Source organism: Diaphorobacter sp. C33 (assembly GCF_030503915.1).
In the GTDB taxonomy this organism is placed as follows: Bacteria; Pseudomonadota; Gammaproteobacteria; order Burkholderiales; family Burkholderiaceae_C; genus Diaphorobacter; species Diaphorobacter nitroreducens.
This window is the reverse complement of sequence record NZ_CP129980.1, coordinates 929,845-947,899: the sequence shown is the minus strand read 5'-3', so window position 1 is coordinate 947,899 and position 18,055 is coordinate 929,845. Positions and strand designations below refer to the sequence as shown.

Annotated in this window: 20 protein-coding genes and 2 tRNA genes; 4 read left to right on the top strand and 18 right to left on the bottom strand. The window is 64.7% G+C overall.

Going from position 1 to position 18,055, the window contains the following annotated elements:
* Nucleotides 1-8: 8 nt before the first annotated feature.
* Complete coding sequence (gene rpiA / locus QY917_RS04530; protein ID WP_123676316.1) at nt 9-698, bottom strand: ribose-5-phosphate isomerase RpiA; 690 nt, start codon at nt 696-698, stop codon at nt 9-11.
* Between the two features lie 35 nt (nt 699-733).
* Between rpiA and QY917_RS04525 the strand changes: the two genes are divergently transcribed.
* Complete coding sequence (locus tag QY917_RS04525) at nt 734-1,789, top strand: quinone-dependent dihydroorotate dehydrogenase (protein ID WP_123676317.1); 1,056 nt, start codon at nt 734-736, stop codon at nt 1,787-1,789.
* Nucleotides 1,790-1,846: 57 nt separating this feature from the next.
* Here the strand turns inward: QY917_RS04525 and QY917_RS04520 are convergent, their stop codons facing one another.
* From QY917_RS04520 to uvrB, 16 genes are all read right to left on the bottom strand, one after another.
* Nucleotides 1,847-2,170 (bottom strand): hypothetical protein, encoded by a 324-nt coding sequence (locus QY917_RS04520; protein WP_015913198.1) that lies wholly within the window; start codon nt 2,168-2,170, stop codon nt 1,847-1,849.
* Nucleotides 2,167-2,562, bottom strand: a complete 396-nt coding sequence (locus QY917_RS04515; protein WP_123676318.1) for a phage holin family protein — start codon at nt 2,560-2,562, stop codon at nt 2,167-2,169. Before QY917_RS04515 ends, QY917_RS04520 begins: the two co-directional genes overlap by 4 nt.
* Before the next feature lie 67 nt (nt 2,563-2,629).
* On the bottom strand, nt 2,630-2,938 hold the full coding sequence (locus tag QY917_RS04510) for a DUF883 domain-containing protein (RefSeq protein WP_015913196.1): 309 nt from the start codon (nt 2,936-2,938) through the stop codon (nt 2,630-2,632).
* A gap of 130 nt (nt 2,939-3,068) precedes the next feature.
* Entirely contained in the window at nt 3,069-4,184 is a 1,116-nt protein-coding gene (locus QY917_RS04505) for an NAD(P)/FAD-dependent oxidoreductase (protein ID WP_123676319.1), read from the bottom strand.
* A gap of 17 nt (nt 4,185-4,201) precedes the next feature.
* Nucleotides 4,202-5,239: a histone deacetylase family protein gene (locus QY917_RS04500; RefSeq protein WP_123676320.1), complete on the bottom strand. Its 1,038-nt coding sequence runs from the start codon at nt 5,237-5,239 to the stop codon at nt 4,202-4,204.
* Nucleotides 5,240-5,356: 117 nt separating this feature from the next.
* A tRNA-Val gene (locus QY917_RS04495) sits at nt 5,357-5,431 on the bottom strand.
* Between the two features lie 40 nt (nt 5,432-5,471).
* A tRNA-Val gene (locus QY917_RS04490) sits at nt 5,472-5,546 on the bottom strand.
* A 41-nt stretch (nt 5,547-5,587) separates the two neighbouring features.
* Complete coding sequence (dnaQ, locus tag QY917_RS04485) at nt 5,588-6,301, bottom strand: DNA polymerase III subunit epsilon (protein ID WP_011805369.1); 714 nt, start codon at nt 6,299-6,301, stop codon at nt 5,588-5,590.
* Nucleotides 6,301-6,639, bottom strand: coding sequence for an ISC system 2Fe-2S type ferredoxin (fdx, locus tag QY917_RS04480; RefSeq protein WP_011805370.1), 339 nt, complete (start codon nt 6,637-6,639; stop codon nt 6,301-6,303). The genes dnaQ and fdx overlap by 1 nt, the downstream gene beginning before the upstream one ends.
* Before the next feature lie 33 nt (nt 6,640-6,672).
* Entirely contained in the window at nt 6,673-8,541 is a 1,869-nt protein-coding gene (gene hscA, locus QY917_RS04475; RefSeq protein WP_123676321.1) for a Fe-S protein assembly chaperone HscA, read from the bottom strand.
* Between the two features lie 66 nt (nt 8,542-8,607).
* On the bottom strand, nt 8,608-9,126 hold the full coding sequence (hscB, locus tag QY917_RS04470) for a Fe-S protein assembly co-chaperone HscB (protein WP_123676322.1): 519 nt from the start codon (nt 9,124-9,126) through the stop codon (nt 8,608-8,610).
* 67 nt (nt 9,127-9,193) lie between these two features.
* Entirely contained in the window at nt 9,194-9,517 is a 324-nt protein-coding gene (gene iscA / locus QY917_RS04465) for an iron-sulfur cluster assembly protein IscA (RefSeq protein ID WP_011805373.1), read from the bottom strand.
* A gap of 5 nt (nt 9,518-9,522) precedes the next feature.
* The gene (iscU, locus tag QY917_RS04460) at nt 9,523-9,924 is read right to left on the bottom strand and encodes a Fe-S cluster assembly scaffold IscU (protein ID WP_011805374.1); all 402 of its coding nucleotides are present in this window, start codon (nt 9,922-9,924) and stop codon (nt 9,523-9,525) included.
* 37 nt (nt 9,925-9,961) lie between these two features.
* Nucleotides 9,962-11,182 carry an IscS subfamily cysteine desulfurase gene (locus QY917_RS04455; RefSeq protein ID WP_015913190.1) on the bottom strand — a complete coding sequence of 407 codons (1,221 nt, stop codon included), beginning with the start codon at nt 11,180-11,182 and terminating at the stop codon, nt 9,962-9,964.
* Between the two features lie 104 nt (nt 11,183-11,286).
* Complete coding sequence (gene iscR / locus QY917_RS04450) at nt 11,287-11,823, bottom strand: Fe-S cluster assembly transcriptional regulator IscR (protein ID WP_011805376.1); 537 nt, start codon at nt 11,821-11,823, stop codon at nt 11,287-11,289.
* A gap of 235 nt (nt 11,824-12,058) precedes the next feature.
* Nucleotides 12,059-14,155 carry an excinuclease ABC subunit UvrB gene (uvrB, locus tag QY917_RS04445; protein ID WP_123676323.1) on the bottom strand — a complete coding sequence of 699 codons (2,097 nt, stop codon included), beginning with the start codon at nt 14,153-14,155 and terminating at the stop codon, nt 12,059-12,061.
* 108 nt (nt 14,156-14,263) lie between these two features.
* Between uvrB and QY917_RS04440 the strand changes: the two genes are divergently transcribed.
* Nucleotides 14,264-15,460, top strand: a complete 1,197-nt coding sequence (locus QY917_RS04440; RefSeq protein WP_123676324.1) for an amino acid aminotransferase — start codon at nt 14,264-14,266, stop codon at nt 15,458-15,460.
* A 107-nt stretch (nt 15,461-15,567) separates the two neighbouring features.
* On the opposite strand, the gene ygiD is transcribed toward QY917_RS04440, so the two are convergent.
* A complete protein-coding gene (ygiD, locus tag QY917_RS04435) occupies nt 15,568-16,422 on the bottom strand; it encodes a 4,5-DOPA dioxygenase extradiol (RefSeq protein WP_302079265.1) in 855 nt (284 codons plus the stop codon).
* A 324-nt stretch (nt 16,423-16,746) separates the two neighbouring features.
* Between ygiD and QY917_RS04430 the strand changes: the two genes are divergently transcribed.
* Both QY917_RS04430 and QY917_RS04425 read left to right on the top strand, forming a co-directional pair.
* On the top strand, nt 16,747-17,457 hold the full coding sequence (locus tag QY917_RS04430) for a cold shock and DUF1294 domain-containing protein (RefSeq protein WP_123676326.1): 711 nt from the start codon (nt 16,747-16,749) through the stop codon (nt 17,455-17,457).
* Nucleotides 17,458-17,618: 161 nt separating this feature from the next.
* Nucleotides 17,619-18,041: a hypothetical protein gene (locus QY917_RS04425; RefSeq protein WP_123676446.1), complete on the top strand. Its 423-nt coding sequence runs from the start codon at nt 17,619-17,621 to the stop codon at nt 18,039-18,041.
* Nucleotides 18,042-18,055: the final 14 nt, after the last annotated feature.

The window sequence follows — 18,055 nt, the reverse complement described above, 5'->3', positions numbered from 1 at the left end:
CCACCGTCTTACAGGGACAGCGTACGCACGCCCTGTGCCGTGCCCAGCAAGCAGACGTTGGCCTTCTGGAGCGCAAACACGCCCACCGTCACCACCCCGGGCCACTGATTCACTTCGGTCTCGAACGCCAGCGGATCGCTGATGGTGAGGCCGCGCACATCCAGTATGTGTTGGCCGTTGTCGGTCACGAGCGGTTGGCCATCCTTGAGACGCAGCGTCGCCTGCCCCCCCAGCGACTCGAAGCGCCGCGCGATATGCGCCGCAGCCATCGGAATGACCTCCACTGGCAGCGGGAACGCGCCCAGCACGTTCACCAGCTTGGACTCATCCGCAATGCACACAAAGCGCCGTGCCAGCGCGGCGACGATCTTCTCGCGCGTGAGGGCCGCCCCTCCGCCCTTGACCATGTAGCCGTTGCCGTCGATCTCGTCGGCGCCATCGATGTACACCGACAGCGAGCGCACGTCGTTGGCGTCCAGCACGGGGATGCCCAGCGCCTTCAGCCGCGCCGTGCTGGCTTCGGAGCTGGAAACCGCGCCGCGGATGGTGTCCTTGATAGATGCCAGCGCGTCAATGAACTTGTTGACGGTAGAGCCGGTCCCCACGCCTACCAGTTCGCCCGGCACCACATATTGCAGTGCAGCTTGGCCGACCAGGGTCTTGAGTTCGTCTTGGGAAAGGGATGTGGGTGCAGTCATGGGGGAAAATCCGGAAAGATCATTGAATTATCCCCATGTCTCTGCTGCCCTACGCCCTCGCCCGCTCCTTTCTCTTCGGCATGGACGCCGAAGCCGCCCACGAACTCACCATGGACATGCTGGCGCGCGGCCAGCGCACGCCGCTGCAATGGGCCTGGTGCAATGAAACCGTGAGCGACCCCATCGAACTGGCAGGCCTGCGCTTTCCCAACCGCGTAGGCCTCGCGGCGGGGCTCGACAAGAACGCCCGCTGTATCGACGCGCTGGCCGCCATGGGCTTCGGCTTCGTGGAGGTGGGCACCGTCACGCCCCGTGCGCAGCCCGGCAACCCCAAGCCACGCATGTTCCGCCTGCCCGAGGCGCGTGCGCTCATCAATCGCCTGGGCTTCAACAATGAAGGGCTGGATGCCTTCGTGGCCAACGTGCAGCGCTCGCAGGTCCGCACACAGGGCCGCGGCCAGAGCAAACTGCTGCTGGGTCTGAACATCGGCAAGAACGCCACCACGCCCATCGAAGACGCCACGCGCGACTACCTCACCTGCCTGGAGGGCGTGTACCCGCATGCCGACTACGTTACGGTGAATATCAGTTCGCCCAACACGCAGAACCTGCGCGCTCTGCAGAGCGATGCGGCGCTTGACGGCCTGCTGGGCGCCATTGCCGAGCACCGCGAACAGCTCGCCGCCGCCCAGGGCCGCCGCGTGCCCATCTTCGTGAAAATTGCGCCGGATTTGGACGAGGCCCAAGTGGCCGTGATTGCCACCACACTTCAGCGCCACGGCATGGATGGCGTGGTTGCCACCAACACCACCATCCGCCGGGACGCCGTGCAGGGCCTGCGCCATGCCGGCGAGACTGGAGGCCTGAGCGGTACACCCGTGCTGGAAGCCAGCAACGCCGTGATCCGCCAGTTGCGTGCCGCGCTGGGCCCGGCTTTCCCGATCATCGGTGTCGGCGGCATCCTGAGCGCCGAAGATGCTGTGAGCAAAATCCGCGCAGGCGCCGATGTCGTGCAGATCTACACCGGCCTGATCTATGAAGGCCCTGCCCTCGTGGGCCGTGCGGCCAAGGCGATCCGCGATCTGCATTGAAAACGAACCAAGAAAAAAGGCCGCGATGCGGCCTGATAGAGACGGCGGAACAGGGCCTTAGCCACGCCGCATGCGCATGACCAGCGGCATCACCAGGGTGGCCCAGCGCACCAGCCGTTGAGGCCCCGCCAGCACCGCAGCGCCCGCCACCGCTGCCACCGCAACGGGATGCAGGCGCGCAAACGCCACCAGCCGTGCCGCCAGCGGCGCATCGGGTTCCACCCGAACTTCCGCGCCTGCGGCCACGGCGCGCGCCTGGCGCAGGGCCGCGCGCCGAGCACGCAGCCGCTCACGCTGCACCAGAATGCGGTCCAGCACCTTCTGCTGCTGCGGGGTGGGCACGCGCGTCGGCTGCCCAGAGTCCAGGGAAGAGGGGCTCATAACTGCTCCTTGATGGTGCGCCAGTCCTGCTGCAGCTCCCGCCGCGTAAGGGCAAAGGCATTACCCGCCTGTCGTCCGATGGACACCAGGGCCACCGCCACTGCCACCCAGGCCAGCAACCAGCCGCCAGCCAGCAACCATGCCACCAGCACGCGCTGCGGTGAATCCCAGAACTGGACCAGCACAGCCAGTGACAACAGCAGCAGGGCGATCACGGCCACGCCTCCGAAGAGAACCAGCAGCACCACCAGCTGGGCCATACGGCGCTTCTGGTCGGCCCATTCGAGCCGTGCGAGTTCGATACGGTCTTCCGCCGCGATCGCGCCTTCGATGATGGCGGCCCGCCAGCGTGCAACCCAGCCTTCCAGGCCGAGCAGGGACAACCAGTTCATGCAAGCCCCTCCCAGGCGCTGGAGCGCGCCGCAGCGTTGACGATTCGCCCTGCCATTGCGCTACCGGTCAGCGGCGGGCCAGCATGAAGCCCACCAGCGCCCCTACGGCCAGCGCAGCGCCGGCAACGCGCCAGGGCTCATCGTGGGCATAACGGTCGGCGGCGCGCGCGGCATCTTTGGCCTGCAGGGCTGCCTCCTGAGCGGCACGCACGGCGGAATCGCGCACCGAATGGATGCCGTCATCCAGGCGCTGGCGCAGTTGCTTGATCTCGGGAATACCGTCCAGATCCTTGCTGGCCAGCAGACCGCGCAGGTCGCCCACCAGCTTTTCGAGTTCTGCCTGGGTGGAGGAAATGGTTTCGGATACGGTGGTCATACGCGAGCCTTTCATAGCAGGAAACAACGGTAATACGCCGTGCATGGCAAACCATGTAGGCGGGTATCTCATCTTAGCCCAGTGCTCGCGCCGCAGGGCATGGCCGCTATCACAAAATGACCGCGTTGCATCAAGACACGGCGTCTTGGTGCAGCAGACCGGCCACGTGCGCACCGATTGCCAACGCGCTGGTCAGCCCAGGTGATTCGATGCCAAACAGATTGACCAGCCCCGAGACTCCGTGGTCGCGCGGCCCCTGGATCAGGAAGTCCGCCGCGGGCTCATGGGGGCCGTGAATCTTCGGGCGTATGCCGGCGTAGCCCGCCGCCAGTGCGCCGTCGCGCAAGCCGGGCCAGTACTTGCGCACCTCGGCATAAAAGGCCTCGGAGCGGCTCGCATCCACCACCAGGTCCTCGGGGCCTTCCACCCATTGCACGTCGGGGCCGAACTTGGCCTGCCCCCCCAGGTCGAGCGTCAGGTGCACGCCCAGCCCCGCCGCCTCCGGTACGGGATAGATGAGATGGCTGAAGGGTGCCCGGCCGGACAACGTGAAATAGTTGCCTTTGGCATAGGCCGCCTGCGGTACATGCACCGCGGACAACCCCTCGAACTGGCGCGCGAGGACTGGCGCATGCAAACCGGCCGCGTTGACCACGGTGCGCGCACTGATGCACGTGCCATCCATTGCTTCCAAATGTATAGCTTGTGGCGTGCAATGGGCCTTGGCCAGAGGCGAATTCAATGCCAGAACACCACCCGCGTTCTCCAGGTCGCCCAGCAACGCCAGCATGAGGGCATGGCTGTCCACGATGCCGGTACTGGGCGAGAGCAGCGCAGCCACACATTCCAGTTCGGGCTCCAGCGCACGTGCTTCCTCCCGCGAGAGCCATTGCAGGTCATCCACGCCATTGGCCTGCGCGCGCGCCCTGATGCCCGTCAGCGCGTTCTGCTGTTCGGTCGACGTGGCGACGATGAGCTTGCCGCAGCGACTATGGGGCACGCCGCGCTCGCTGCAGTAGTCGTACAGCATGGCCTTGCCTTGTACGCACAAGCGCGCTTTGAGCGAACCCTGCGGGTAATAGATGCCGGCGTGGATCACCTCGCTGTTGCGCGAACTCGTCTCGGTGCCAATGGCATTGGCCGCCTCCAGCAGCCAGACCTCGCGCCCTTGCAGCGCCAATGCGCGCGCCACCGCCAGCCCCACCACCCCCGCGCCCACCACGACGCAATCGACCGTCTCACTCATCGCTCATGCCTCCGTTGTCATGCCTGCTCGAAACCCTCGAGCACATTCACCGCATTCGTTCCCAGCGCCGCCGCTGCGTAGCCGCCTTCCAGCACCAGCACGGTGGGCAGTCCCACACCACGCAGCCGCGCACCCAGCCGCAGAAAATCCGTCGTCGCCAGCCGAAAGCGCGAGATCGGATCGCCCTCATAGGTATCCAGTCCCAGCGAGACCACCAGGGCATCCGCTCCAAAAGCGGCGATGCGCGCGCAGGCCTGCTCCAGGGCCGCAAACCAAGTGGCAGCATCGGTGCCGGCCGGCAGAGGCAGGTTCAGGTTGCAGCCCGCACCGAGGCCTGCGCCGGTTTCACCGGCATGTCCCAGATAGAAGGGGTATTCGGTGCGGGGATCGCCATGGATGCTGACGAAGAGCACGTCCGCACGGTCATAGAAGATGCTCTGCGTGCCATTGCCGTGGTGGTAATCCACGTCCAACACGGCCACACGGGCCGCGCCGTGGTCGCGCAGCCATTGGGCCGCCACGGCCGCGTTATTCAAGAAGCAGTACCCGCCCATGAAATCGGGACCTGCATGGTGCCCCGGCGGGCGTGTGCTGCAGAACGCGGCGCGCTCGCCAGCCGCCAGGCGCGCCGCGGCACTGGCCGCCGCGTCGGCGCCTGCTTTGGCTGCCGTCCAGGTGCCCGCTGCAAGCGGCGAGCCGTTGTCCATGGAGTACAGCCCCAGCTTGGCAATGAAATTGTCGGGCTCTATATCCGAGCGCAATGTGCGTACCGGCCATACCGACGGAAACGGCTGCACACGGTCCTGCCCTTCACCCAGCGACAGCCACTGCTGCCACGCCGAAGCCAGAAAAGCCAGGTAGCGCGGCGCATGGATCTTTGCCAGTACCTCCGTGCAATCCACATCCGGGGGGTGCAGTACATGACCCCGCGCAGTCAAAGCGGCTTCCACATAGGCCGCGCGCGTCGGGTTCTCGAAACAGGGTACACGCTCGCCGCGGAAAAATTCGTGCTCGGGAGCGTGGGTGTGCTGCAGCGGGTTATGGAAGGTGATCATCGACGGCGGCCAAGTCAATCGCGACTGCCGGATTGTCATCGACACCGGCAGTCCCTCACGACCTCAGCGCCAAGAAAAAAACCCCTTGCGGCCATACCGGCTGCAAGGGGTTCGGATTGGTGGGTGATACATGGATCGAACATGTGACCCCTGCCGTGTGAAGGCAGTGCTCTACCGCTGAGCTAATCACCCAAAGGACTGTATTTTTGCGAGTACGGGCCCTGACAAAACATGGTGGGTGATACATGGATCGAACATGTGACCCCTGCCGTGTGAAGGCAGTGCTCTACCGCTGAGCTAATCACCCGTGTCGTTGCTGCGACAGCCCGCGATTATGGCATAGCTTTCTCACGCCTCAGACAAAGTCCGCCAAATTGTTTTACCGCTGCTGGACTTGTCGATCTGCACGAGTACTTCCTCATGCTCGGCAAGCTCCTGCGCACTGGCGGTCAGCACCGTCAGTGCAATGCGGCTCAGATCTACCGCGGCCACGGTGGTGCCTCCTGCCCCGGCGGTGGCCTCATCCATGATCAGCAGGGCATCCTGCCCACGGGTCATGTTGATGTAGACATCCGCCAGCAACTCCGCGTCCAGCAAAGCGCCGTGCAGCGTACGGCTGGAATTGTCCACGCCCAGCCGGTCGCACAGCGAGTCCAGCGAGTTGCGCTTGCCCGGGAACATCTCCTTGGCCATGGCCAGGGTGTCGATCACGCCCCCGACATGCGCGGACAGCGGCGCCAGGCCGACCAGTTCCAACTCCTTGTCCAGGAAGCCCACGTCGAAGCTCGCGTTGTGGATGATGAGTTCCGCGCCCTGCAGGTATTGCAGGATGTCTTGCACCCGCTCGGCAAACTTGGGCTTGTCGCGCAGGAATTCATTGCTGATGCCGTGCACCTTCAGCGCGTCCTCATGGCTGTCGCGCTCGGGGTTCAGGTACAGATGCAGATTGTTGCCGGTGAGCTTGCGGTTGACGAGTTCCACGCAGCCCAGCTCGATGATGCGGTCGCCCCCTTCCGCCGACAGGCCGGTGGTCTCCGTGTCCAGAACAATCTGCCGGGACATCAGTGGTTCTCCTTGGCGTGGTTGATGGAGTACTTGGGAATCTCCACTGTCACATCGCTCTGCGCCAGGATGGCCTGGCACGACAGGCGCGATTGCGGCTCCAGGCCCCACGCGCGGTCCAGCAGGTCTTCCTCCTCCTCTTCCGCATCATTGAGCGATTCGAATCCTTTGCGCACGACCACATGGCAGGTCGTGCAGGCGCAGCTCATATCGCAGGCGTGCTCGATCTTGATGCCGTTGTCCAGCAGGGCCTCGCAGATCGAGGTGCCGGCCGGCGCGGTGATTTCCGCGCCCTCGGGACAGTATTCGTGATGAGGCAGGATCTTGATGACGGGCATGGGTGTTTGAATCAATGGATGAGGTTTGTGCGCTCAGAGGGCGCTGACGTTCTTGCCTGCCAGGGCTTGGCGGATACCGCGGTTCATGCGCTGCGCGGCAAATGCCTCGGTGCCCTTGGCCAGGGCCTGCGCTGCGGCCTCGACAGCCGCCGCGTCGGTGCTGGTCTCCAGCGTGGCGCGCAGTGCATGCATCAGGTCGTCGATCGCCGTGCGCTCCGCGGCCGCTAGTACATCGCCGTCCACGTCCAGTGCGCTCTGCGTGGCGATCAGCAGGCGGTCGGCATCCACACGGGCTTCAACCAATGCGCGCGTCTGCATGTCCTGCTGCGCGGTCGCAAAGCCCTCTTGCAGCATGCGCGCGATCTGCTCGTCGGTGAGCCCGTAGGATGGCTTGACGTCAATACGCGCCTCCACGCCGCTGGCCTGCTCGCGCGCAGCCACGCTGAGCAGGCCATCCGCATCGACCGTGAACGTGACGCGGATGCGCGCCGCGCCCGCCGCCATGGGGGGAATGCCCCGCAGCTCAAAGCGCGCAAGGCTGCGGCAGTCCTGCACCAGGTCGCGCTCGCCCTGCACCACGTGGATGGCGAGAGCGGTTTGGCCATCCTTGTAGGTGGTGAAGTCCTGCGCCTTGGCCGTGGGAATGGTCTCGTTGCGGCCGATGATGCGTTCGACCAGCCCACCCATGGTTTCGATGCCCAAAGACAGCGGAATCACGTCCAGCAGCAGCAGATCGCCGGCCGCATCGTTGCCGGCCAGTTGATTGGCCTGGATGGCCGCGCCGATGGCCACCACTTCGTCCGGGTTGAGGTTGGTCAACGGTTCACGGCCGAAGAATTCGGCCACCGCGGCGCGCACGACCGGCATGCGCGTGGAGCCGCCGACCAGCACCACGCCCTTGACCTCGTCGCGCTCGATCTGCGCATCGCGCAGGGTGCGGCGCACCGCCGCCAGGGAGCGCTGGGTGAGCTCCGCCGTCACTGCCGCAAAATCTTCACGCTTGACATCAAATTGCACTGTAGCGCCCGCCACATCTGCGGTAAAAGCTACATTATCAATAGCAGTCAGCGCTTCCTTGCAGGCGCGCGCGGCCAAGCGCACCGCCGTCTTGTCCTCGGGCGTACTCGCCCGAACACCTGTCTGCTGCATCACCCACTCGGCCAGGGCCGCGTCGTAATCGTCACCACCCAGGGCCGAGTCCCCGCCGGTGGCAATGACTTCGAACACCCCTTGCGCCAGGCGCAACACGGAGATATCGAACGTGCCACCGCCCAGGTCGTACACGGCATAGACGCCTTCGGCTCCGTTGTCCAGCCCGTAGGCAATCGCGGCGGCCGTCGGCTCGTTGATCAGGCGCAGCAGATTCAGGCCCGCGAGGTGGGCGGCATCCTTGGTCGCCTGGCGCTGCGCGTCGTCGAAATATGCAGGCACCGTGATCACGGCGCCGTAAAGGTCACTGTCAAAGCTGTCTTCGGCGCGGTAGCGCAGCGTGGCGAGGATCTCGGCACTGACTTCCACCGGCGATTTCACGCCTGCTGCGGTGGACAGCGAGAGCATTCCGCCACTGTCAGCCGCTGCAATGAAGTCATAGGGCAGCTTCTCGCGCCCCGTGATGTCGCCCAGGCCCCGGCCCATGAATCGCTTGACGGACGACACCGTGTTGGCCGGGTCCTGCATCTGTGCTGCAGCGGCCTCGTAGCCGATCTGCCGCCCGCCCCCGCCCAGGTAGCGAACGACGGAAGGCAAAAGCACCCTGCCCTGCGCATCGGGCAAGCACTCGGCGACCCCGTTGCGCACCGCCGCCACCAGCGAATGCGTGGTGCCCAGATCAATGCCGATGGCAACGCGCCGCTGGTGAGGATCGGGCGATTGCCCTGGTTCGGAAATCTGCAGAAGCGCCATGAAATGAGTGTGGAAAAGCCGGGGCCCGCAAGCGCACGCCCAGGCAGGAGTGACCGAATAAAGCGCCTATTGTCCCAGTTGCTCTCGGCGCAAATCGATGTCGTGCGCAAATCGCGCAATGAACATGAGGGCTCTGACCTCGCGGGCTGCGCCGGCATAGTCCTGCTGCTGGTCCAGCAATTCCGCACAACGGGCCAACGCCACTTGCCGCGCCATATGGGTGGTGTCGTCCAGCGCGTCAAGCTCCGCACCGCTGCGGGCCTCATCCAGGGCTTCGCGCCACTCCATCTGCTGCATCAGGAAGGCCGCAGGCATGGCGGTGTTGTCCTCGGCGCGGATGGGCGAGCCGCCCAGCTCGCAAAGGTAAGCGGCCCGCTTCAAAGGATCCTTCAGGCGTTGGTATGCCTCGTTGATGCGCACCGACCATTGCATCGCCACACGCTGGGCGGCGGCGCCCTGCGCCGCAAACCGGTCGGGATGGGCTTCGCGCTGCAGGTCCTTCCACCGCGCGTCCAGGGCGTCGCGGTCCTGCGCAAAGCGGCGTGGCACGCCAAAAAGTTCGAAATCGTCGGATTGGAGGTTCATGGCAATAAAAAAACCGCCAGCGCAGCGGGCGATGGCGGTCCTGTGCAATAAGCGGCCTACGGCGTGCTCACACGCGGAAGCTCTCTCCACAACCACAGCGGTCGCGCTCGTTCGGGTTATTGAAGCGAAAGCCTTCATTGAGGCCTTCGCGCACAAAATCCAACTCGGTCCCGTCGATATAAGCAAGGCTCTTGGGATCGATCAGCACCTTGACGCCGTGATTTTCAAACACAACGTCTTCGGGTGCCTGCTCATCGACATATTCAAGCTTGTAAGCCAGGCCTGAGCATCCGGTGGTCTTAACACCCAGGCGCACGCCCACGCCCTTTCCCCGCCGGGCGAGGTAGCGCGTCACATGGCGCGCGGCAGCTTCGGTCAGCGTGATCGCCATGGTCTTCAGGCGGCCTCGACAGCCGCTCCGTGCTTGGCCTTGTAATCGTTGACGGCGGCCTTGATGGCGTCTTCCGCCAGGATGGAGCAGTGGATCTTCACCGGCGGCAGCGCCAGCTCTTCGGCGATCTGGCTGTTCTTGAGCGAGGCAGCCTCATCCAGCGTCTTGCCCTTGACCCATTCCGTCACCAGCGACGAGGACGCAATGGCGGAGCCGCAGCCGTAGGTCTTGAAGCGCGCATCCTCAATCACGCCCGTATCGGGGTTCACCTTGATCTGCAGCTTCATCACGTCGCCGCAAGCCGGCGCACCGACCATGCCGGTGCCCACCGAGTCGTCACCCTTGTCGAAGGAACCCACATTGCGGGGGTTCTCGTAATGGTCAATCACTTTGTCCGAGTAAGCCATGGTGTGTTTCTCCTGTATTCCGTCGTTCCGCGTGTGGTCAGTGAGCCGCCCATTGGATGGTGCTCAGGTCCACCCCATCCTGGTACATCTCCCAGAGGGGGCTCAACTCACGCAACTTGGCGACGTTGTGCCGGATGGTGCTGATCGCGTAGTCAATTTCCTCTTCCGTCGTGAAACGGCCAATGGTCATGCGCAGGCTGCTGTGGGCCAGCTCATCGCTGCGACCCAGGGCGCGCAGCACATAGCTGGGTTCCAGGCTCGCCGAAGTGCAAGCCGACCCGGAAGACACTGCCAGTCCCTTGATGCCCATGATCAGGGATTCGCCTTCCACGAAGTTGAAGCTCATGTTCAGGTTGTGGGGTACGCGCCGCTCCAGGTCGCCGTTGATAAAGACCTGCTCCACATCCTTCAGACCGTCCAGCAGACGCTTTTGCAGCGCTTGGACCTTGCCCAAATCCTGGGCCATTTCCAGCTTGGCCAGGCGGAAAGCCTCGCCCATGCCCACAATCTGGTGGGTGGGCAACGTGCCCGAACGCATGCCACGCTCGTGCCCGCCACCATGCATCTGCGCTTCCAGGCGCACGCGCGGCTTGCGGCGCACGTAGAGGGCTCCGATGCCCTTGGGTCCGTAAGTCTTGTGCGAAGCCAGGCTCATCAAATCCACGGGCAATTGGTTCAGGTCGATTTCGACCTTGCCGGTGGCCTGCGCGGCATCCACATGAAAAATGATGCCCTTCTCGCGGCAAAGCGCACCCAGCTGGGGAATGTCCTGGATCACGCCGATTTCGTTGTTCACGAACATGACACTGGCCAGGATCGTGTCAGGGCGGATGGCGGCCTTGAACTTCTCGATGTCGAGCAGGCCGTTCTCCTGCACATCGAGGTAGGTCACTTCGAAGCCTTGGCGCTCCAGTTCACGCATCACGTCAAGGACGGCCTTGTGCTCCGTCTTCACGGTGATGAGATGCTTGCCCTTGCCTTGGTAGAAATGGGCAGCGCCCTTGATGGCGAGGTTGTTGGATTCAGTGGCGCCCGAGGTCCACACGATCTCGCGCGGGTCGGCGCCGATCAGATCGGCCACATGGCCGCGGGCTTGCTCCACGGCCTCTTCGGCCTCCCAGCCCCAGGCGTGGCTGCGCGACGCCGGGTTGCCGAAGTGTTCGCGCAACCAGGGAATCATCGCGTCGACGACCCGGCCGTCCACGGGGGTCGTGGCGCCGTAGTCAAGATAGATAGGGAAATGCGGAGTCATGTCCATGGCTGGCTCAGTGAAAAGTTCTGGCTGGCATCAGAAAGCAATAGGATCGACGTGGCGAGCCCGCCCCGCGCGCAGCCCGTGGCCGGCGCAGGTCAGCCTGCAGCTCAAGATTTGGCGAACGCGTTGCCGAGGGCAAACACCGAATTGGGTGCATTCACACGGATCGGCTTGACCACCGGCGTGGTGGAGATCGCGCGGCGCGTGACCGGCTTGTCTTCGATTTGCACGCCCTTGGCGAGCTGGTCGTCCACCAGTTTCTGCAACGTGACGGAATCCAGGAATTCCACCATGCGCTGGTTCAGAGAGGCCCACAGCTCGTGCGTCATGCAACGGCCCGCCTCGCCCAGGCAGTTTTCCTTGCCACCGCACTGCGTGGCATCAATGGGCTCGTCCACGGAAACGATGATGTCTGCCACGGTAATATCGCCCGCCTTGCGGGCGAGCGTATAACCGCCGCCAGGGCCGCGCGTGGATTCCACCAGTTCGTGGCGGCGCAGCTTTCCGAACAATTGTTCCAGATAGGACAGCGAAATCTGTTGGCGCTGGCTGATGGCCGCCAAGGTGACGGGCCCGTTGTTCTGGCGTAGGGCCAGATCGATCATGGCGGTGACCGCAAAACGGCCTTTGGTTGTGAGACGCATCGCAAGCTCCTTGTCTAGGCTTGATCGTTATAGAAACGCCGCGGCATGCGTATAGCCAACCGGGCACCGTCTCCACCCTTTCCCTGAAGCGCTACGGCTGCAGCCTCCAAGGCCCTTGTTTGTTGTGGGGCTCTTTCTTGAGTATTTGAGACAAGTATAGCACAAATCCCTATTAATTTTGTCGGGTAACTAGACTAAACAGTCGCGTTTTCTCCTGCAGGGTCGCAAAGCCTGGTCATGCGGCAGGGATTTGATCGCCGCCATGCGCTCCAAACACCCGGTCCTTGAGACGGGTCAATTGATCGCGCACCCGAGCAGCCTGCTCAAACTCCAGGTTGCGGGCGTGTTCCAGCATGAGCTTTTCCAGCCGCTTGATTTCGCGGGCAATGTCCTTTTCGGACATCTCCTCCAATTCGGCCTGCCGCGCCGCATCTTCGCGGAGTCGCTGGGCTTCCTGGCCTGCCTTCTCGCTATAAACGCCGTCAATCAGGTCTCGCACCTGCTTGACGATGCTGCGCGGCGTAATACCCCGGGCCTCGTTGTATGCGATCTGTTTGGCGCGGCGGCGTTCCGTTTCGCTGATCGCCTTGCGCATTGAGTCGGTGATCCGGTCGGCATACAGAATGGCCTTGCCGTGCAGGTTGCGCGCCGCCCGGCCGATGGTCTGGATCAGGCTGCGTTCGGCGCGCAGGAAACCCTCCTTGTCGGCATCCAGGATGGCCACCAGGGAGACCTCAGGAATGTCCAGCCCCTCACGCAGCAGGTTGATTCCCACCAGGACATCGAAGGCTCCCAGGCGCAGGTCGCGAATGATTTCCACGCGCTCCACGGTGTCGATATCGGAGTGCAGATAGCGCACCTTGACCCCGTTGTCGTTCAGGTAATCGGTCAGTTGCTCCGCCATGCGCTTCGTCAGCGTCGTAATGAGTACGCGTTGATTCTTTTGCGTGCAATTGCGTATTTCCTGCAGCACGTCATCCACCTGATGGGTAGCGGGACGCACCTCCACCTCCGGGTCCACCAAGCCGGTGGGCCGTACCACCTGGTCCACCACCTGGCCCGAGTGCTCCTTCTCATAATCAGCCGGAGTGGCAGAAACAAACACCACCTGCCGCATGCGCTGCTCGAATTCCTCGAACTTGAGCGGCCGGTTGTCCAATGCCGACGGCAGGCGAAAGCCGTACTCGACCAGCGTGGTCTTGCGCGCGCGGTCGCCGTTGTACATGGCGTTGAGTTGCCCGATCATCTGGTGGCTCTCATCCAGGAACATCAGCGCATCGGGCGGGAGGTAGTCGGTCAGCGTGCTCGGCGGCTCGCCAGGCGCAGAACCCGACAGGTGACGCGTGTAGTTCTCGATGCCCTTGCAGTGCCCCACTTCGCTGAGCATTTCCAGGTCGAAGCGCGTGCGCTGCTCCAGCCGTTGCGCCTCCACCAACTTGCCCTCGGCCACGAAGAACTTGAGCCGCTCGTCCAGTTCCTGCTTGATGGTCTCCACGGCCGCCAGCACCTTGTCGCGCGGCGTCACGTAATGACTGCTGGGGTACACCGTGAAGCGCGGAATTTTTTGCTGGATACGCCCCGTGAGCGGGTCGAACAGCTGCAGGCTTTCCACCTCGTCGTCGAACAGTTCGATGCGCACCGCCAGCTCGGAATGCTCGGCAGGGAACACATCGATGGTGTCGCCACGCACGCGGAACTTGCCCCGGCTGAAGTCCTGCTCGTTGCGCTGGTACTGCATGCGGATCAGCTGCGCGATCGCGTCACGCTGGCTCAGCTGGTCGCCCACGCGCAGCGTCATGATCATGCGGTGGTAGCTCTCGGGCTCACCAATGCCGTAGATGGCCGACACGGTGGCCACGATGACCACATCGCGCCGCTCCAGCAAGCTTTTGGTGCACGACAGGCGCATCTGCTCGATGTGCTCGTTGATGGCGCTGTCCTTCTCGATGAACAGGTCGCGCTGAGGCACGTAGGCCTCGGGCTGGTAGTAGTCGTAGTAGCTCACGAAGTACTCCACGGCGTTCTTGGGGAAGAACTCGCGGAACTCGCTGTACAACTGTGCGGCCAGCGTCTTGTTGGGCGCGAAGATGATGGCCGGCCGTCCCAGGCGGGCGATCACGTTCGCCATGGTGAAGGTCTTGCCCGAGCCCGTCACCCCCAGCAGGGTCTGGAACACCTCGCCGTCCTGCACGCCCTCCACCAGCTTGGCGATGGCCTCGGGCTGATCACCGGCGGGCGGGTATGGCTGGTACAACGAAAAGGGCGAACCTGGAAACTGGACGAACTGCCCGTCCGCCGCGCCAGCGGCCGGCTCAGAGGTGACTTCATGCATGGCGGAGGTAAACGGCGCGCGGGGGCGGCCGTTAAAATCAAGAGTGGACCGAAAGCCTACCGTAGGTGAGGTCCCGTCGTCAGATTTCCATCCCCTCAAGGACTTTTCATGTCTCTGTTCACCGCCGTCGAAATGGCTCCCCGCGACCCGATCCTGGGTCTCAACGAACAATACGCCGCCGACCCCAATCCAGCCAAGGTCAACCTGGGCGTGGGCGTGTACTTCGACGACAACGGCAAGCTACCCCTGCTGCAGTGCGTGCAGGCGGCCGAAAAGGCCATGATGGACAAGCCCGCTGCGCGCGGCTATCTGCCCATCGACGGCATCGCCGCCTATGACAACGCGGTCAAGGCCCTGGTGTTCGGCGCGGAGTCCGACGTCGTCAAGGCCGGCCGCGTGGCCACGGTGCAGGCCATTGGCGGCACGGGCGGCCTGAAGATCGGCGCAGACTTCCTCAAGAAGATCAGCCCGAACGCGAAGGTGCTGATCTCCGACCCGAGCTGGGAAAACCACCGCGCCATCTTCACCAATGCCGGCTTCGAGGTGGGCAGCTACCGCTACTACGACGCCGCCAACCGCAAGGTGGACTTCGACGGCATGCTGGCCGACCTGAACGCCGCCGCGCCCGGCACCATCGTGGTGCTGCATGCCTGCTGCCACAACCCCACGGGCTACGACATCACCGCCGCGCAGTGGGAGCAGGTGATCGCCGCCGTGAAGGCCAAGGGCCTGGTGGCCTTCCTCGACATGGCCTACCAGGGCTTCGGCCACGGTATTGCCGAGGACGGCGCCGTGATCGGCAAGTTCGTCGCGGCCGGCCTGAACATTTTTGTGTCCACCTCGTTCTCCAAGAGCTTCAGCCTGTACGGCGAGCGCGTGGGCGCGCTGTCCGTAGTGGCCAACGACAAGGACGAGGCCGCGCGCGTGCTCTCGCAGCTCAAGATCGTGATCCGCACCAACTACAGCAACCCGCCCACGCACGGCGGCGCCGTGGTGGCGGCGGTACTGAACAACCCCGAGCTGCGTGCCCTGTGGGAAAAGGAACTGGGCGAGATGCGCGTGCGCATCAAGGAAATGCGCCAGAAGCTGGTGGACGGCCTGAAGGCCGCCGGTGTGAAGCAGGACATGGGCTTCATCACCACGCAGATCGGCATGTTCAGCTACTCGGGCCTGTCCAAAGACCAGATGGTGCGCCTGCGCAATGAGTTCGGCGTGTACGGCACCGACACCGGCCGCATGTGCGTGGCCGCGCTCAACAGCAAGAACATCGACTACGTCTGCCAGGCCATCGCCAAGGTGATCTGAGCCGCAGCGATGCCCCAAAAAAGCAACCGCCTTCGGGCGGTTTTTTCATGTGTTTTCGGGCTCAAACACCCATCCAGCAAGCGCTAGCAGCTATCAATTTAGGTAGTTCAGCCCCAAAGCATGGAGCGCATGGAGATCGAGGCCGACTGAAAACCCGTGTTGAAAAAGCGCGGCATCTCCGTGGGCAGCGCGGCGCCTGCGGCATACAGCAGTGGCAGGTAATGCTCATGCGTGGGATGCGCCAGCGGCGCCATCGGGCCCCACTGCTGGAAGGCCACCAGCGCGTCCAGGCCGCCCGCCTTCACCAGTTCCTGCACCTTGACGTCGAATTCGTTCGCCCACTCGTAGGCTGCATTGATACCTGTGCCGCGCCGCGCGGCGCGCAGGTTGTGCACCACATTACCGCTGCCCACGATGAGCACCCCACGCTCGCGCAGCGCGCGCAGCTGCTGGCCCAGCGCGTAATGCTCGGCCGCCGGGCGCGCGTAGTCCATGCTGAGCTGCAGCACCGGAATGTCCGCTGCCGGGAACATGGGCTTGAGCACCGACCATGTGCCGTGGTCCAGGCCCCACTCCCCCGCGTCCACCTCCAGGGCGCGCGCCGTCGCGGGTGAGCGCAGCTCCTGCGCTAGGCTGCGCGCCACCTGCGGTGCGCCCGGCGCCGGGTACTGCTGCTCGAACAGCTCGCGCGGGAAACCGCCAAAGTCGTGGATGGTGCGGGGCGCGGCCATGCCCGTCAGCTGCCAGCCGCCGCGCGTGAGCCAATGGGCCGACACGCACAGGATGAGCTGCGGCCGCTGCCCGCGCGCCAGCAGTTCCGCCCCCATGTCCTGCCAGGTGCGGCGCCAGGCGTTGTCTTCGATGGCGTTCATGGGGCTGCCATGGCCCACGAACAGCACCGGCATGCGCGGCGAGGGGCGCAGCGCCTCCAGCAACGGGGCGGCTTCGGACAGGGGGCTCATGAAGACTCCGGGAAGGGTGGCGAGGCCCGCCAGCGCGGCCATGGTGCGACGGCGCTGCGGCAAGAGGAAGGCGTGAGAGGGCACGATATGATTTTCTGCCGGACAGCCGGGATCGGAGCGCGCACGGGCGCCGAAGTTCCAGCCGCGGCCCTCCGTTCACCGCCTCCGCTTTCCGCCCATGCCTCTCGCGCTCGATCCCCCTGCCCCGCTGGCATGCCGCCGGCTCAGTGCCCGCGCATGTCCTGGACCACAGGCCACCCCCCTGCCCCCTGATGGCCAGCCCATGGCCACACTTCCGCCGTCCAGTGCGGAGGATGTTTGAACATGCGCACACACGGCGTCGTCCGGCAATGGAACGCGGACAAAGGCTTTGGCTTCATCCAGGGCGCTGCCAGCACCCAGGTGTTCTTTCATGTACGGGACTTCCGGGGCACGGCGCCGCCCGCCCACGGGATGCCGGTGGAGTATGAAGAGATCCACGTGGGCGGCAAGGGACCGCGCGCGATGGATGTGCGTCCACGCAGCCAACCGAGCGGCTCCCCTTCCGCCCACCGGTCTCCGGCCCGCGCAGCATCCGCCCCGCCATCCACGCGACCCACCGCGCGGCCCACGCCGGCCACCGCCAGGCACACGCGCCCGCGCTCCGCGCCGCAGGCACCCGCAGGCGCGGGCATCGCCCTGGCGCTGATGCTGTTCTGGCTGGGCCTGTGGGGCTGGGGCGCCTGGGCGCAGCGGTTCCCGCTGTGGTGGCTGGGCGCGGCGGCGGCCCTGAACCTCCTGACCTTCTTCACCTACGCGCTGGACAAGAGCGCCGCCCAACGTGGCACGTGGCGCACCCGGGAGAGCCACCTGCACCTGCTCGCCCTGCTGGGCGGCTGGCCTGCCGCATGGTGGGCCCAGCAGTGGCTGCGCCATAAATCGCGCAAACAGGACTTCCGCACGGTGTATTGGGGCACTGTGGCGTTGAACTGCACCGCACTGGCGGTGTGGACGCTGCGGCCGCAGACGCTTCGCGAAGTGCTTTCTTTTTTATAGCTGCTAGCGTTTTCCAGCATTGCGGCGGGGCCGGTTTTTATCGGGATCTGCGGCATGCCTTGCGGCCACGTCCGACAGCGCGGCCTTCCATCGCCCGACAGCCAGGCGATGCTGCTGCGCCTCCAATGGGTCCAGTTTTTTCCGCATTGGAGAACGACGCCATGAAGCCTTTCGCCCTCGACCCGAGCATGACCACGGCGACCGGGACTTTCTACCCCACGGGCCATGTGTTCGCGCTGTTTGCGAACGAGGAGGCGGCGCGCTCCGCAGGCCAGGCGCTGCAGGCCCAGGGTCGCGATGACGTGGCGCACGCCACGCCGCCGATGATCCTGGAACATGTGGTGCGCACGCTGGGCAATGCCGATGCACCTCTGCCCTCGGTCGGTGCGGAGGGCGTGATCGTGCGCCGCATCGCGCAACTGGCCAGCGACGGCGCCCACGGCCTGTTGCTGCGTGCCACGGATTCCGACGCTCCGGAGACGCTGCGCGACCTGCTGCAGCCGCTGGGCCCGCTGGCGGCGTTCTACTACCGCCGCCTGGTCATTGAGGAGCTGGTGCCCGCTCCCGCCGGTCCCGCGCGCTGACGGCCGGGTGCCGC

What these genes read in the sequence shown, in the direction of transcription:
- rpiA (WP_123676316.1), bottom strand. Translation starts at nt 698, where the DNA reads ATGACTGCACCCACATCCCTTTCCCAAGACGAACTCAAGACCCTGGTC.
- QY917_RS04525 (WP_123676317.1), top strand. Translation starts at nt 734, where the DNA reads ATGTCTCTGCTGCCCTACGCCCTCGCCCGCTCCTTTCTCTTCGGCATG.
- QY917_RS04520 (WP_015913198.1), bottom strand. Translation starts at nt 2,170, where the DNA reads ATGAGCCCCTCTTCCCTGGACTCTGGGCAGCCGACGCGCGTGCCCACC.
- QY917_RS04515 (WP_123676318.1), bottom strand. Translation starts at nt 2,562, where the DNA reads ATGAACTGGTTGTCCCTGCTCGGCCTGGAAGGCTGGGTTGCACGCTGG.
- QY917_RS04510 (WP_015913196.1), bottom strand. Translation starts at nt 2,938, where the DNA reads ATGACCACCGTATCCGAAACCATTTCCTCCACCCAGGCAGAACTCGAA.
- QY917_RS04505 (WP_123676319.1), bottom strand. Translation starts at nt 4,184, where the DNA reads ATGAGTGAGACGGTCGATTGCGTCGTGGTGGGCGCGGGGGTGGTGGGG.
- QY917_RS04500 (WP_123676320.1), bottom strand. Translation starts at nt 5,239, where the DNA reads ATGATCACCTTCCATAACCCGCTGCAGCACACCCACGCTCCCGAGCAC.
- dnaQ (WP_011805369.1), bottom strand. Translation starts at nt 6,301, where the DNA reads ATGTCCCGGCAGATTGTTCTGGACACGGAGACCACCGGCCTGTCGGCG.
- fdx (WP_011805370.1), bottom strand. Translation starts at nt 6,639, where the DNA reads ATGCCCGTCATCAAGATCCTGCCTCATCACGAATACTGTCCCGAGGGC.
- hscA (WP_123676321.1), bottom strand. Translation starts at nt 8,541, where the DNA reads ATGGCGCTTCTGCAGATTTCCGAACCAGGGCAATCGCCCGATCCTCAC.
- hscB (WP_123676322.1), bottom strand. Translation starts at nt 9,126, where the DNA reads ATGAACCTCCAATCCGACGATTTCGAACTTTTTGGCGTGCCACGCCGC.
- iscA (WP_011805373.1), bottom strand. Translation starts at nt 9,517, where the DNA reads ATGGCGATCACGCTGACCGAAGCTGCCGCGCGCCATGTGACGCGCTAC.
- iscU (WP_011805374.1), bottom strand. Translation starts at nt 9,924, where the DNA reads ATGGCTTACTCGGACAAAGTGATTGACCATTACGAGAACCCCCGCAAT.
- QY917_RS04455 (WP_015913190.1), bottom strand. Translation starts at nt 11,182, where the DNA reads ATGGACATGACTCCGCATTTCCCTATCTATCTTGACTACGGCGCCACG.
- iscR (WP_011805376.1), bottom strand. Translation starts at nt 11,823, where the DNA reads ATGCGTCTCACAACCAAAGGCCGTTTTGCGGTCACCGCCATGATCGAT.
- uvrB (WP_123676323.1), bottom strand. Translation starts at nt 14,155, where the DNA reads ATGCATGAAGTCACCTCTGAGCCGGCCGCTGGCGCGGCGGACGGGCAG.
- QY917_RS04440 (WP_123676324.1), top strand. Translation starts at nt 14,264, where the DNA reads ATGTCTCTGTTCACCGCCGTCGAAATGGCTCCCCGCGACCCGATCCTG.
- ygiD (WP_302079265.1), bottom strand. Translation starts at nt 16,422, where the DNA reads ATGAGCCCCCTGTCCGAAGCCGCCCCGTTGCTGGAGGCGCTGCGCCCC.
- QY917_RS04430 (WP_123676326.1), top strand. Translation starts at nt 16,747, where the DNA reads ATGCGCACACACGGCGTCGTCCGGCAATGGAACGCGGACAAAGGCTTT.
- QY917_RS04425 (WP_123676446.1), top strand. Translation starts at nt 17,619, where the DNA reads ATGAAGCCTTTCGCCCTCGACCCGAGCATGACCACGGCGACCGGGACT.